Origin of the sequence: Paraburkholderia caffeinilytica (genome assembly GCF_003368325.1) — a bacterium.
GTDB lineage: Bacteria > Pseudomonadota > Gammaproteobacteria > Burkholderiales > Burkholderiaceae > Paraburkholderia > Paraburkholderia caffeinilytica.
This window is the reverse complement of the sequence record NZ_CP031466.1, coordinates 3259575-3272830: the sequence shown is the minus strand read 5'-3', so window position 1 is coordinate 3272830 and position 13256 is coordinate 3259575. Positions and strand designations below refer to the sequence as shown.

The window sequence follows — 13256 nt, the reverse complement described above, 5'->3', positions numbered from 1 at the left end:
AGACCTGCGCCGAACGCAGCCACCGGCGAATCACTTTCCGTTCACATGGAGCACTTCCCTATGACGCCCGGCGCTTTTGGCGAAGCAATCAAGGCGGCACTCGTGCCGCACGCCGACGCTCAACGCGCGCTCGCGATGCGCGCCTACATGCGCGACCAGTTCGAGTTCATCGGAGTGCCGACGCCGTTGCGGCGCAAAGCGGTACTGCCGGTGTTCAAGCGGCTGCCGGTGGAAGATGCCAATCATCTGCTGGCATGCGCGAAGGTCTTATGGTCGATGCCGGAGCGCGAGTTCCAATACGTCGCGACTGACCTGTTGGCGCGCAGATGGAAGACGCTTGCGCCGGCAGACATTGCACACTTGTTAAAGCTCGCCCAGCGGAGCGCCTGGTGGGATTCGATCGATCCGCTGGCGGGTGTTGTCGGCGACGTTCTGAAGGCGGCGCGAACCCGCACGCCGGATGTGCAGGCCGCGATGGACGCGGCGCTCGAGCACGAATCGCTGTGGGTTCGGCGCATAGCGATGATTCACCAACTCGGCTGGCGCGAGCATACGGACGAGGCGCGTTTATTCGGCTATGCGCGCTCGCTCGCCGCGGAGCCGGATTTCTTCATTCGCAAGGCGATCGGCTGGGCCTTGCGGGACTATGCGTGGCATGCGCCTCACGCGGTCAGCGGTTTCCTGACGACCACGCGAGACATCCTGTCACCGCTCACGTTGCGTGAGGCGTCGAAGCACTTGCCGCCGATCCGCTGACACGTCGAACGGAAAACATGTGCCGTTCAATTCGCGAGGCGCGTCGACGCAACGCCGGCTATGGAAAGAGCTGCACGCCGCTGACCGCAAAATAAAGCGCTGTTAACGGCGTCAAAACCAAAAACTTTAGAAGAATATTTAGCCTCCCAGGCTTGGCCAAACGCTCCGCAGTCATCGCTTAGTAATATGCGCCAGCAATACTCCGCAGCGCTGCAAGCTTGACTCGAATTCGCAAAAAACGCGCTGCCCCGATCGAGGGCTGACGCGAAGGCCATACCCCCGGGGGTTTCACATGACTATCCGTCATCGCATCACGCTATTGGTCGTCTTGATGTTCGTCGCCTTGTCGGCAATCGGCGGCTACGCCGTGTATCAGACGCGCGGCAGCGCAGCCGAAGTACGCAAGGTGACGGAAGGCGTCGTCCCCAGCGCGCTGGCTTCCGCTGATCTCGTCTCGCAAGTCAAGGACGTACAGCTCGCGACCATGACGCTGGTCTACGCACCGGACGCCAACATGGTCGCCCAGGCACAAGACGAACTGAAGAAGAAAAAGGCTTCGCTGCAACAGGCCCTTGCGCTGCAAGGCAAGGATGCTGCGAGCCATGCCCAGCAAGGTCTCGTCTCCCAAGCCAACGATAGCCTCGAGAACTACTTCACCGCGATCGCCGAGACGGCGAAGATGAAGGCCGACGGCAAGAACGAACTCGCGCAGGCGTATCTATTTGCCAATGTCGCGCAGTATCGCGACGAACTCGAAGGCATTGTCGAAACCCTCCGCGTCGAAAAGAATCGCCAGAAAGACGAGGCAATCACCGCGCTGAACGCCACGCTTTCCACCACGACGACGGCCATTGCCGCCGTCACCGGTATCGCCATCATTCTGCTGACCTCGATCGGCACGCTGCTCTACCGTCAGATCACGCGCCCGCTCAGCCGCATGCAAGCGATGATGAGCGAGATCGCTTCGAGCCAGGATTTCACGCGCCGCGTGCCGGTGGGCCGGCTGGATGAGATCGGCCATTCGATCGTCGCCTTCAACGGCATGATCGAAAAGATTCAGGAGAGCTCGGCGCAACTCAAGCAGAAAACCGCCGACATCCAGGCGATGTTGCAGAACATGCAGCAAGGCATTTTGACGGTGGTCGACGGCGCTGTGATCCACTCGGAATACTCGGCGTATCTGGAAGATATCTTCGAAACGAAAGACATCGCCGGCCGCGCTCTGATGGATCTGGTGTTCTCGGATACCGATCTCGGCTCGGACGTGCTTTCGCAAGTCGATGCGGCCGCGCATGCGTGTCTCGGCGAAGACTGCATCAACTTCGCGTTCAACCAGCATCTGCTGGTCGGCGAAATTTCGAAGCGCATGCCCGATGGCCGGGCGAAGATTCTCGACCTCAGCTGGTCGGCAATTACCGACGAAAACGACGTCGTCGTGCGTTTGATGCTGTGCGTGCGCGACGTCACCGAACTGCGCAAGCTCGCCGCGGAAGCCAGCGAGCAGCGCCGCCGTCTCGACATGATCGGCGAGATTCTCGCGGTGAGCGAAGAGAAGTTCCATCACTTCATCGAAAGCTCGGCAGGCTTTATCAGCGAGAACGAGCGGATCATCCGCAAGCATTCGGAAGCGGACCATGCCGCCATCGCCGAACTGTTCCGCAACATGCACACCATCAAGGGCAACGCGCGGACCTACAACCTGGCGCACCTGACCAACGTCGTTCACGAAACCGAGCAGAGCTATCACGAATTGCGTCAACCGGACGCGGACCGCTCGTGGGATCAGGAACACCTGATGCAGGAACTGACGCGCGTGCGCGAGGCGATCGAGAGCTACGCGAAGATCAACGAACACAGCCTCGGCCGCAAGTCCAAAACCGGTGCGAACAATGCCGGCCATGCGGGCCGCTACGTGATGGTCGAGAAGGACCAGATTCAGCAGACCCTGAGCATGCTGGACAAGACGAACGCCGGCGAACTCCACGAATTGCAGTCGATGCGCGATGCAATGCGACAGACCTTGCGCGCCCTGGGCAGTGAAAGCGTGCGCGATGCGCTGTCCGGCGTGCTGGACTCGTTGCCTTCGTTGGCGCAGGAGTTGGGCAAGCCGGCACCGACCGTGTGCATCGACGACAACGGCTACCGCCTGCGTGGCCAGGCGGGCGGCACATTGAACAATGTGTTCATGCATCTGCTGCGCAATTCGATGGACCACGGTATCGAAACCGCCGAGGTCCGCGGCGCGCACGGCAAGACGCCGGCCGGCACGATCGATATCGAAGTGGGCGTGGACAGCGGCGCGCTGCAGATCACACTCAGCGACGACGGCCGTGGCCTCGCGCTCGAACGGATTCGCGGCATCGCCGTCGAGCGCGGCTGGATCGGCGGCGACGAACACCTGAGCGACGAAGCCATCGCCGAATTCATTTTCCGGCCAGGCTTCTCGACCGCGGCAACGGTGACTGAAGTGTCGGGCCGTGGCGTCGGCATGGACGCCGTGCGCGACTTCCTCAAGCGCGAAAACGGCCGCATCGAACTGCGCTTCACCGACGACCACAAGGGCGCCTCGTTCCGACAGTTCCAGACGATTGTCTGCCTGCCGGATAGCTTCGCGGTCGACGCGCTCGGTGTGGCGGCGCGCGGCGATGCCGGCGAACTGCAACTCGATGCGATGGTGGATTGAACGTTGGTCGAACGCTGATTGACGCGCTTCGCGACGGACTTCGGAAGGAAAGGTTGTGATTCAACAGTATGTATTGGCGGCGTTGGCAGGCAGCGCGGTGACCGCGCTGCTGGCTCTTGTCGCGCACAAATTGCACTGCGCGAGACTGACGGCACGGCTCTCCGCCGAAGCGGATGCCCGAATCAAAGCGCTGTCGGCGGAACAGACGGACCACGGTGAAGCGATCCGCGAACGCGAACAGGCCGCGCAGGAGATGGAGGCCTTGGCCGCGCAGTTGCGCGAGGAGCTGAGGCAGCAATCGGCCAGCGTCGACGAATTGCGTGCAACGTTGAAAGCGGCGACTGACGACAAGGACCAGTGGGCGCATCAGGCGCAACAGATCGCCGGCGAAGCCGCGCGCCTGAAGAGCCTTGGCGCGACATTCGAGCGTTGGCACGAGCAGATGATCTCGCTGATGACGCAAAACCACGACATGCACGCGAAGAATCAGGAGCTGTCGTCGATTGTCCGGCATGTGGTGATCGTGTCGCTGAACGCGTCGATCGAGGCCGCGCGCGCGGGTCCGGCCGGACGCGGCTTCGCGGTGGTGGCGAGCGAGGTTCGGGCGCTCGCCGCGCGTTCAGAGGAATTGTCGAAGAGCTATCGCGACAGCCTGCACCGCAACGATCTGACCACCACCTCCACGTTCCAGGACATCCAGGCGGGCGGCAAGATGATCGCGGCGTCGCTCTCCAGCGTCGAATCGCTCGCCAATCAGTTCCATTCGAAGCTGCACCAGGTGCCGGCGTGATCACGAGCCAGGCGAAGGACAGCTTCGAGCGCATTTTCCGCAAGGCGGCGCAGGCGCGCTTGCCGCAGGATGCCGGCGATACGTGTGAGGTCGCGCCGCTCGCCGAGGCCGGCGCGGGCGCAACGAAGGAGACCCGGGTGGTCGTGCTGACCATCTCGTCGATCGTGTTCAGGCTGCTGCTGATCCTTCACTTCGATGAAAACGACAGCACCCGCGAGTACTACCTGAAAGAGGCCGACGAGCGGCCGTTTCAGGAAGCTTTTCTGGAAATCTGCAATCTGTGCTGTGGCGCGATGAATCAGGAATTGTTGCGTTATTTTCCGGACCTCGGCATGTCGACGCCCTATGTGTTGAACGCGCGTTGTCTGGAGCATCTGCAGGCATTGAAACCGGATGTGCTGTCGTCGTATTCGGTCACGCTTAACGGTTCCGTGCAGCTTGCCGCGACGGTATGCGTGTGCGCCCATGCGCCGATCGACTTCGTGGCCGACACGAGTGCGATCGAAGAATCCAGCGGCGAGCTGGAGTTGTTTTGAGTGTGGTGTGTGGGGTTTTGACCATGACGTCGATATCCACAGCGAGCGGGAACGCGAAATGAACATGAACAAGCCGGTCAGCAAGGTGCTGGTGCTCGACGATTGCCCGGTGCACAAGGAGGCGCTGAAGCGCTTCTGCGACGAGAACAACCTGGTCGGCGTGAAAGTCGGCAAGAACCGCTTGCAGTCGGTGCTGCGCTCGAACATCGACCTGGGCGCGGTTCTCTTCGCGGAGCGCTACGGCGGCTCAGCCGAAGCGAGCGCCGAGATTGCGATCAGGATCAACGCGGTGCGCCCCGAGTTGCCGATCATCATGCGGCGGGACGACGATCCGGGCGTCGACAGTTTGCCGGAGAGCTTGCGCCGCGTGGTCTGCGCGACCTACGTCGCACACGATATGGCGCCCTTACGCAAGGTGATCGACGAATATATCTTCAGCCTGGATTTCCCGAACGCGCTAGTGCGTGGCATCGCCGACATGACGCAGGCGATTCTCGGCGACGTGTTCAAGGACCTGAGCATCACGTGCGACACGCCTTATATCGTGCGCGACCGCATCATCTTCGGCGAAGTGTTCAGCCTGATTCCACTGGAAAGCGCGTGGTGCCGCGGTTACATGATGATGCAGGCGGAAGAGGCGCCGATTCTCGAACTGCTCGATCGCTATCGGATGGGCGAGCACGCGGGAGACGGCGAAGCAAACTTCCGCGATCTGAATGGCGTGCTCGACGAGGTGACGAATCTGATCTGGGGTTCGTTCAAGAACCGCTATGTCGGCGATGCGGGCGCCTGGCTGCGCAGCCAGGTGCAGGTGCCGCTGCTGGTGAATCACAAACACAAGTACATCTCGTTCGGCAGCGGCAATCCGCAACTGTGTTTCGTGTACTCGCTGACCGACCCGCAGTCGGGCCGTTCGGTCAAGCTGCATCAACGTTTTGTGTTCAGCCTGAGCTGGTCGCCGGAGGACTTCAAGGAAGTCGCGGACGATGTCGGCGCGATGGTCGAAGCGGGCGAACTGGATCTCTTCTGAATGTTGTCATAGGAAAAAACATGTCGAAAATTCTGGTGGTGGATGACTCGAGCACGGTGCGCGACGAAGTGGCCGGCTTTCTGAAGAAGAACGGGCTGGACGTCGACACGGCCGTGGACGGCAAGGACGGCCTCGCGAAACTGAAGGCTAGTCCCGGCATCAAGCTGGTGATCAGCGACGTCAACATGCCGAACATGGACGGCCTGACGATGGTCGAAAAGATTCGCGGCGAACTCGCGAACACGGCTGTCAACGTCATCATGCTGACCACCGAAAGCAGCCCGGCGATGAAGGAGCGCGGCAAGGCGGCCGGCGTGAAAGGCTGGATCGTCAAGCCGTTCAAGGGCGACGCGGTGCTGGAAACGTTCCGCAAGCTGGCGGGCTAGACGCAGCACGCGCGGCGGGCCGGCCAAAGGTGAGGGTTTTCGGGAGCCCGCGCGCCGGTGATTTGCAAAGCATGATTCGCTATAACGGCGGCGGTTGAAACACGCTAGTCTCCCAGTGACTGTGAACGACCGGGACGACACGTGATGGCCGCGAAAACTTCAGGAAGCGCTGGCGCCGCAACCGCGGATGTCGTCATGGTCGCGCACGTCCCGGCTCAACGCGTGTAGGGCGGCGTCGGACATGTGCCAACTGCTTGCCCTCAGCTGCGCCGAACCCACCGACGTCAGCTTCTCGCTGACGGGTTTTGCCGCACGCGGCGGCCTCACCGACCATCACGTCGACGGCTGGGGCGTGGCGTTCTACGAGGACCGCGCGTGCCGCGTGTTCGTCGATGAAAAGCCCGCGTACCAGTCACCGGTCGCCGAGTTTCTGAAGAGCCATCCCATCAAGTCGCGCAATGTCGTCGCGCATATTCGCAAGGCGACTCAAGGCGGCGCGCGCGTGGAAAACTGCCACCCGTTCATGCGCGAGTTGCGCGGCCAGCAATGGGTGTTCGCGCATAACGGCGATCTGCAACCGCTCGGCGAAGCGGAGCAAGGTCCGTATGCGCCGGTGGGCACGACCGACAGCGAAGCGGCGTTCTGCTTCGTCATGAATCGCCTCTACGCGCATTTTGCCGATCACGCGGACACGGACGTGGACGACATCGACGCCGTGTTCGACGTCATCGAGCAAGCGACGCGCGCAGTGAACCCGTATGGCATTTTCAACTTCGTGCTCTCGAACGGCACGGCACAATTCGCGTATTGCTCGACGCGTTTGTCGTACGTGATACGTCACTGGCCGTTTTCGAGCGCGCGTCTCGTCGACGGCGATCTCTCGGTCGATTTCGCCGAGCGTGGCACGCCGGCCGATCGCACGGCGGTGATCGCCACGACGCCGCTCACCGATGAGGTCTGGACTGCCTGCCAACCGGGCGATCTGCTGATGTTCCGCGGCGGCGCGCTGTTGCGGCGTGCGCATGTACCCGTTCCCGACGAAGTCCTCGCGACCGCGAAATACGCGCCTTCCGAACTGTCCGCCGTCGCGGCGTGACATCGCGGCAACGCGTGGCCTTGGAAGCGGCCACGCTATCCATTGAGGAATTCGTTAGTTTGCCGGCACACATTCCTCTCGTAGCGTTTCGCCAGATAGGTGAGGATATTCGGGAGTGTGACGCGTCAGCGCATACGTGAGCCAGGCCGCATCACTCCGCCTCACCCTCCAGCCATTCCGCCGCCCACTCCCGCTAGCATTCGCTGAACAGATCCGTCGCGCTGCGAGGCATCCGCGGGCAGAACGGTTACGCGAACACTGGCGATCCGTATTGCTCGGCATCGCCACGACAGCAGCGGTCGTCGCATTGAACGGTTTGCTGTTCACGCACATGCCCGGTGTATCCCGATCGCGTTTTGCACGACGATCCGCGCCGCGCAACACCGGCCGATTCACCGCCTCTTACCTGGGTATGCAGATTAGTCATTCCCTTCCAAAGGTGAGGGTTTACGGGAGTAGCCTGTTCGGAACCGTCGGTGGTCCGCCCAGCATGCCTTTGCGGCCTGCCTCCAAGCTCGGAAGGTGAGCGTTTTCGGGAGCGCCCCGACATGCACCTCGCGCCTGGCCTCGTCCGCTCCGTGCCAAAGGTGAGACTTTTCGGGAACAGGCGTGCGCATCGCACGGTGACTTTTGCGGACCGCCCCATATCACGTTCCGTGCTGAAAGAGTTGGGAAGAAATTGGCAACCTTGGGGGCTGTTCCGCGTTTTGAGAATAGCGGCATACAGGGAAGATGGCGACGCGGACGACAAGCGGTCAGCGGATTTGCCATTCCTGCAAGCCATCGCCTGTCTCTGAAAACCGATCGTCTCCTGGAATCAGTTGGATGAGTCAGCACATTCTCTTTGTTGGCGCCGACGCCGGCTTAACGGCCGTGGTGGGCGAATCTTTACGCGGGCAGGGCTGCGGCGTGTCCACACGTCCGCATTGCGCCGGATTGAAGCCCGTGGTCGAGACGGAACGGCCGGCGTTGCTGGTGCTCGACGTCTCGGTGCCGCACGGCGACGGCCTTGCCGTATTGCGCGACTTGCGCATGGGCGGCAACGATGTGCCGGTGATTTTGCTGTCGGCGAGCAGCAAGGCGATCGATCGCGTGATTGGTCTCGAGCTCGGCGCAGACGATTTCATGAGCAAGCCCGCCGACCCTGCCGAACTGTTCGCCCGCATCCGTGTGCTGCTGCGCCGGCGTGGCGCGCTCGCGCCAGGCGCACCGGAAACGCGGCCGCCGTACCGCTTCGGACGATGCGAGCTGAACTTCTCCGCACGCGAATTGCGCCGCGACAACGAGCATTTCGCGCTGCGCAGTTCCGAATTCGCGCTGCTGAAAATCTTCGTCAATCACGCGATGACCGTGCTTACGCGCGTGCAACTCAACGAGAAATTGCGCGGCAATAGCGTGCTGCATCAAGGGCGGAGTCTCGATGTATCGATCTGGCGGCTGCGGCGTCTGATCGAGGTCGATCCTTCCGAGCCGCGCTATGTGCAGACCGTGTGGGGACGCGGCTATGTGTTCGTGCCGCACGGCGAGATCGGAGCGGCCGAGCGCGATGCGATGGTCGCGCCCGGCGTGTGAGGTTCGGCGTATCTGCCGGAGGAAAGCGACGGAGCGTCTGTTCTTCGGGGTGAACTTTGCCAAAGTGCCAGCGGCCTGTTCCTATCGGCATCCCGCCCGTACAGTGCCTGACAGGCAACAGACGTCGCAATCCGGGGCCGTTTGCGGGTCAATCAAGGCAACGGCCCGAGCATTGCTGCGAATCTTCGAGCGGCTTCGAGCCCAAAGTGGCTCGGTTGTAATCGCGTGTCGCGATCGTGCTCGACCTCAAACCCCATGCGCCATGCGGCGATACGTTTTCCATAGCAGATCAACGTATCGAGCGACTGCATGACAAAGACAATGGCCGGCAGTACCTCCCGGTAGAGCGCCTCGGCCTGTGCAACGTCGCCGCTAACGAAAGCTTGATAGATCCGTTGCTGCCAATCGAAGCAATCGGGCGCGACGATCATGCCCGCGCACCCCGCGCGCAGATTGTCGATCAATTCCATTCCTCCGCGACCGTTGAGTACAGGCATACGGTGTCCGACACGCGCCACCGTTTCCGCCAGCACGATCGATGGTCCTTCACCTTTGAGCAGCCGGAAGTTCGGGCACTGCGTGGCGAGCCGTTCGAGGTTGTCGGGCGACAAGCCGACGCCGAGGTATTCCGGTGCGTTCTGGATGCCGACCGGCACACCGAGTCCTTCCATCACGGCGGCAAAGAAATCAAAATAGAACGCTTCAGGTTGCGGTATCGCGCCGATCTCCAGTGCAGGCGGTTGTAGGATCAGCCAGCTCGCGCCCTGCGCGATCGCGTAGTGAGCCAGCTCGCGCTGGGCCTCGACGGATGTGCCGCTCACCGTCACCGCGAGCGGCAGCGTGCCGCCACTATCTTCTATCGCCCACTGGACGATGTGCTCACGTTCGGCTCGGGACAGCTTGTTGACCTCGGTGGCGAGTCCGAGCACGGCTACACCGGGCGCCTGGGTTCGCACGACAGCTTGCATCTGCCGGCGCATGGCGGCGCGGTCCAGGCGGTTGTCGCGGTCGAAGAAGGCATACAGGATCGGATAGATACCGGCGATGCTGCCGGTGGGCGAGGCGATGGAGTTCATGGACCCGGTTTCCACAGCGGTTGAATGGCGACGAATCGAGCGCTAATCGACACGGTCTTGATGGAGCCGCTCGGCGTGAGTCGCCGCGGCGGTGCCGGCATTCAGCGCTTGCCGCTCTGACTTGCGGATGACCGCTTGCATCACAAAGGTCATCAGCGCGCCGAACGCGAGGCAGGCGGACAAAAACAGCATGGGTGCGATAACGCTGCCAGTGCGGTCCCGGATCATCGGCACGGCGTTCTGGGCAATGAATCCGCCCAGATTGCCGATCGAATTGATTGCAGCGAGCCCTGCGGCTGCGCGGGCGCCGGTCAGAAACCGGCTTGGAAGCGACCACAGTACCGGCTGCCCGGCGAACATGCCGGCGGCCGCGAAGCACAGACAGATGAACTGCAGCGCGTGGCCGGGCACGAAGACACTGAGCAACAGGCAAAGCGCACCTGTCAGCGCCGGCACGACGATGTGCCACGTCTGTTCGTTCCGGGCGACTGAACGGCGCGGCACCCACCACAGCGCGATACCGACCATCAGCCAGGGAATGATATTCAGCAGACCGTTGACGGTATTACCGACGCCGAATCCTTTGACGACTGTGGGCAACCAGTAGCTGAGACCGTAGGCCGACAGCGGGAAGAACAGGAAGTAAAACGACATAAGCAATACACGCTTGTCCAGCAGCACCGCAAACGGATTGCGATGGTCCGAGGGCGCGATGCGGGCGGCCTCCGTTCGCAACGTATCGGCCAGCCAGCTCTTCTCGGCTTCGCTGAGGAAGTTTGCGTTTCGCGGCGTCTCGGGTAAGCGCTGCAATACCACGCCACTCATCAGCACTGCCGCCATGCCGGTAACGATGAATACCCATTGCCAGCCGCGCAAGCCCCACAGTCCGTCGAAGTCCAGCAGGACACCGCCAATCGGCGCTGCGATGGCATTGGCGAGCGCGCTGCCGATCATGAAATACCCGACCAGCCTCGCACGGGAGCGGACTGGAAACCAGAGTGTCAGGTAGTACAGCACGCCTGGATAAAAGCCTGCCTCACAAGCGCCCAGCAGGAAACGCAGCACGTAGAGCATTGTCGCATTGTGCGTGAAGCCCAGCGCGACGGTGACGGCACCCCACGACAGCATGATCCGCGCGAACCAGCGGCGCGCGCCGACCTTTGCGAGGATGATATTGCTCGGTATCTCGAACAGCAGGTAGCCGATAAAAAACAGTGACGCGCCCAAACCAAAGGCCGCTTCGCTCATGCCGAGATCGGCCACCATCTGCAGCTTGGCGAATCCGATGTTCTGCCGGTCGATATAGGCGATCAGATAGAGCAGGCCAAGCAGTGGCATCAGCTTTAGCGTGGCGCGCTCGATGACTCGGGTGCCGTCGACGGCGGGTGATTGCACCTGCATTCTGTGATCCTTGGTTTGCGGCGTAGAAGGCGATTACCGTGACGCCTCGGGAGGCCGTGGTCGCGGCAGTCGCCATTGCGGCGCCGGTGTTCTGGCTCCGCTCAATGTGAATCGCGCGGAACGGCCGCGCCGCTTGACCCGATGAGGAATGCCAGGTCGGCGCCCAGATGGGCCTGTTGCACCGTGTCGACATACAGCTTGTACCAGCCGCGTGCAGGTGCCGGCGGCGGCTTCCACTCGGCCCGCCGGCGTGCCAGTTCTGCTTCGTCGACATCCAGATGCAGGCGCCGTCCGGCGACGTCGAGTTCGATCATGTCGCCATCGCGAACGAGCGCCAGCGTGCCGCCCGCGGCCGCTTCGGGCGCCACGTGCAGCACGACTGCACCGTAGGCGGTGCCGCTCATTCGACCGTCGGAAATACGCACCATGTCGGTAATCCCCTGCTTCAGAATCTTGGTGGGCAGCGGCATGTTGCCGACCTCGGCGAAACCCGGATAGCCCTTCGGGCCGGCGCCTTTGAGCACCATCACGCAGCTGGCGTCGATGTCGAGACTTTCGTCGTTGATTCGCGCATGCAGGTCTTCGACGTTTTCGAACACCACGGCGCGGCCGCGGTGCTGCAGGAGTTCGGGGGTGGCCGCCGACGGTTTGATGACCGCGCCATTCACGGCGAGGTTGCCTTTCAGCACGGCGATGCCAGCCCTGGGTTTGAACGGCTCCGCGACCGGAAAGATCACCTTGCGATCGAAGCATTCGGCGCGGCTCACGTTTTCCCAGATGCTGCGGCCATTCACCGTCAACGCGTCGCGATGCAGCAGTTGCGCCTCGCCGAGTTCGCGCAGGACGGCGGGCAGGCCGCCGGCGTAGTAGAAGTCCTCCATCAGGAATTCGCCTGACGGCTGAAGATTCACCAGACACGGTACATCCGACCCGCGTTCCCAGTCTTCCAGCTTCAGGTCGACGCCGATGCGCCCTGCAATGGCCAGTAGATGCACCACGGCATTGGTTGAGCCGCCGATCGCCGCATTCGTGCGGATCGCGTTTTCGAACGCCTCACGCGTGAGGATCTTGCTCATGGTCAGGTCTTCACGAACCATCTCGACGATGCGGCGTCCGGCCATGTGCGCCAATACCTGGCGGCGCGCATCGACGGCGGGGATCGCGGCGTTGTGTGGCAAGCCCATACCGAGCGCTTCAACCATCGAGGCCATGGTCGACGCCGTGCCCATCGTCATACAGTGCCCGCGCGAGCGATTCATGCAGCTTTCCGCTTCGATGAACTCCGCCATCTCCATCTTGCCGGCGCGCACCTGCTCCGACATCTGCCAGACGCCGGTGCCCGAACCGATGGTTTCACCCCGATAGCGTCCGTTCAGCATGGGGCCGCCCGAGACGGCCAGCGCGGGAAGATCGCACGAAGCCGCGCCCATCAGCAGCGCGGGCGTGGTTTTGTCACAACCGCATAGGAGGATCACGCCGTCGATCGGATTGCCGCGAATCGATTCTTCGACATCCATCGAGGCGAGATTGCGAAACAGCATTGCCGTAGGCCGCAAATTCGATTCACCCAGCGACATGACCGGAAATTCGAGCGGAAAGCCGCCCGCTTCGTAGACGCCCTTTTTGACGTATTCGGCGAGTTCGCGGAAATGCGCGTTTCAAGGCGTCAATTCAGACCACGTATTGCAAATGCCGATAACGGGACGGCCGTCGAACAGATGATGCGGCAGACCCTGGTTTTTCATCCACGAGCGATGAATGAAACCGTCTTTGTCGGCTTTGCCGAACCAGGCCTGGCTGCGCAGCGGTTTTCTGGGTGAGGTACTCATGATTGTCTCCTGCATAACGCACTCGCGAAATCGGCGGACGGTCCGCTTACTTCGGTTTTCTGAACGGGCGACGCCATCAAAAACGAGCGTTGTTCCTGGTT

At 62.0% G+C, this 13256-nt stretch carries 10 protein-coding genes and 1 pseudogene; 8 read left to right on the top strand and 3 right to left on the bottom strand.

The features are described from left to right. Positions 1–60 precede the first annotated feature (60 nt). The 8 genes from DSC91_RS14350 (at position 61) to DSC91_RS14315 (ending at position 8849) form a co-directional block, all read left to right on the top strand. Positions 61–756, top strand: a complete 696-nt coding sequence (locus tag DSC91_RS14350; RefSeq protein WP_115779228.1) for a DNA alkylation repair protein — start codon at positions 61–63, stop codon at positions 754–756. Between the two features lie 292 nt (positions 757–1048). Further along, complete coding sequence (locus DSC91_RS14345) at positions 1049–3439, top strand: HAMP domain-containing protein (protein ID WP_115779226.1); 2391 nt, start codon at positions 1049–1051, stop codon at positions 3437–3439. A 55-nt stretch (positions 3440–3494) separates the two neighbouring features. Then, a complete protein-coding gene (locus DSC91_RS14340) occupies positions 3495–4229 on the top strand; it encodes a methyl-accepting chemotaxis protein (RefSeq protein WP_115779224.1) in 735 nt (244 codons plus the stop codon). After that, complete coding sequence (locus tag DSC91_RS14335) at positions 4226–4765, top strand: hypothetical protein (RefSeq protein ID WP_115779222.1); 540 nt, start codon at positions 4226–4228, stop codon at positions 4763–4765. Before DSC91_RS14340 ends, DSC91_RS14335 begins: the two co-directional genes overlap by 4 nt. Positions 4766–4823: 58 nt before the next feature. Further along, positions 4824–5795, top strand: a complete 972-nt coding sequence (locus tag DSC91_RS14330; protein WP_115779846.1) for a chemotaxis protein CheX — start codon at positions 4824–4826, stop codon at positions 5793–5795. Positions 5796–5815: 20 nt separating this feature from the next. Then, a complete protein-coding gene (locus tag DSC91_RS14325; protein WP_115779220.1) occupies positions 5816–6181 on the top strand; it encodes a response regulator in 366 nt (121 codons plus the stop codon). 241 nt (positions 6182–6422) lie between these two features. After that, positions 6423–7277, top strand: a complete 855-nt coding sequence (locus DSC91_RS14320; protein ID WP_115779218.1) for a class II glutamine amidotransferase — start codon at positions 6423–6425, stop codon at positions 7275–7277. 825 nt (positions 7278–8102) lie between these two features. Next, positions 8103–8849, top strand: coding sequence for a winged helix-turn-helix domain-containing protein (locus DSC91_RS14315; protein ID WP_115779216.1), 747 nt, complete (start codon positions 8103–8105; stop codon positions 8847–8849). A gap of 152 nt (positions 8850–9001) precedes the next feature. Here DSC91_RS14315 and DSC91_RS14310 read toward each other — a convergent pair whose 3' ends face one another. The 3 genes and pseudogenes from DSC91_RS14310 to DSC91_RS14300 all read right to left on the bottom strand — a co-directional run bounded on the left by DSC91_RS14310 (position 9002) and on the right by DSC91_RS14300 (position 13155). Continuing rightward, a complete protein-coding gene (locus tag DSC91_RS14310) occupies positions 9002–9925 on the bottom strand; it encodes a dihydrodipicolinate synthase family protein (protein WP_175172057.1) in 924 nt (307 codons plus the stop codon). Positions 9926–9967: 42 nt separating this feature from the next. After that, the gene (locus tag DSC91_RS14305) at positions 9968–11326 is read right to left on the bottom strand and encodes an MFS transporter (protein ID WP_115779214.1); all 1359 of its coding nucleotides are present in this window, start codon (positions 11324–11326) and stop codon (positions 9968–9970) included. Between the two features lie 101 nt (positions 11327–11427). Next, positions 11428–13155, bottom strand: a pseudogene (locus tag DSC91_RS14300) (IlvD/Edd family dehydratase). Positions 13156–13256: the final 101 nt, after the last annotated feature.

Coding starts and splice junctions, on each gene's coding strand:
- DSC91_RS14315 (WP_115779216.1), top strand. CDS start 8,103: ATGAGTCAGCACATTCTCTTTGTTGGCGCCGACGCCGGCTTAACGGCC.
- DSC91_RS14305 (WP_115779214.1), bottom strand. CDS start 11,326: ATGCAGGTGCAATCACCCGCCGTCGACGGCACCCGAGTCATCGAGCGC.
- DSC91_RS14325 (WP_115779220.1), top strand. CDS start 5,816: ATGTCGAAAATTCTGGTGGTGGATGACTCGAGCACGGTGCGCGACGAA.
- DSC91_RS14310 (WP_175172057.1), bottom strand. CDS start 9,925: ATGAACTCCATCGCCTCGCCCACCGGCAGCATCGCCGGTATCTATCCG.
- DSC91_RS14330 (WP_115779846.1), top strand. CDS start 4,824: ATGAACATGAACAAGCCGGTCAGCAAGGTGCTGGTGCTCGACGATTGC.
- DSC91_RS14320 (WP_115779218.1), top strand. CDS start 6,423: ATGTGCCAACTGCTTGCCCTCAGCTGCGCCGAACCCACCGACGTCAGC.
- DSC91_RS14345 (WP_115779226.1), top strand. CDS start 1,049: ATGACTATCCGTCATCGCATCACGCTATTGGTCGTCTTGATGTTCGTC.
- DSC91_RS14350 (WP_115779228.1), top strand. CDS start 61: ATGACGCCCGGCGCTTTTGGCGAAGCAATCAAGGCGGCACTCGTGCCG.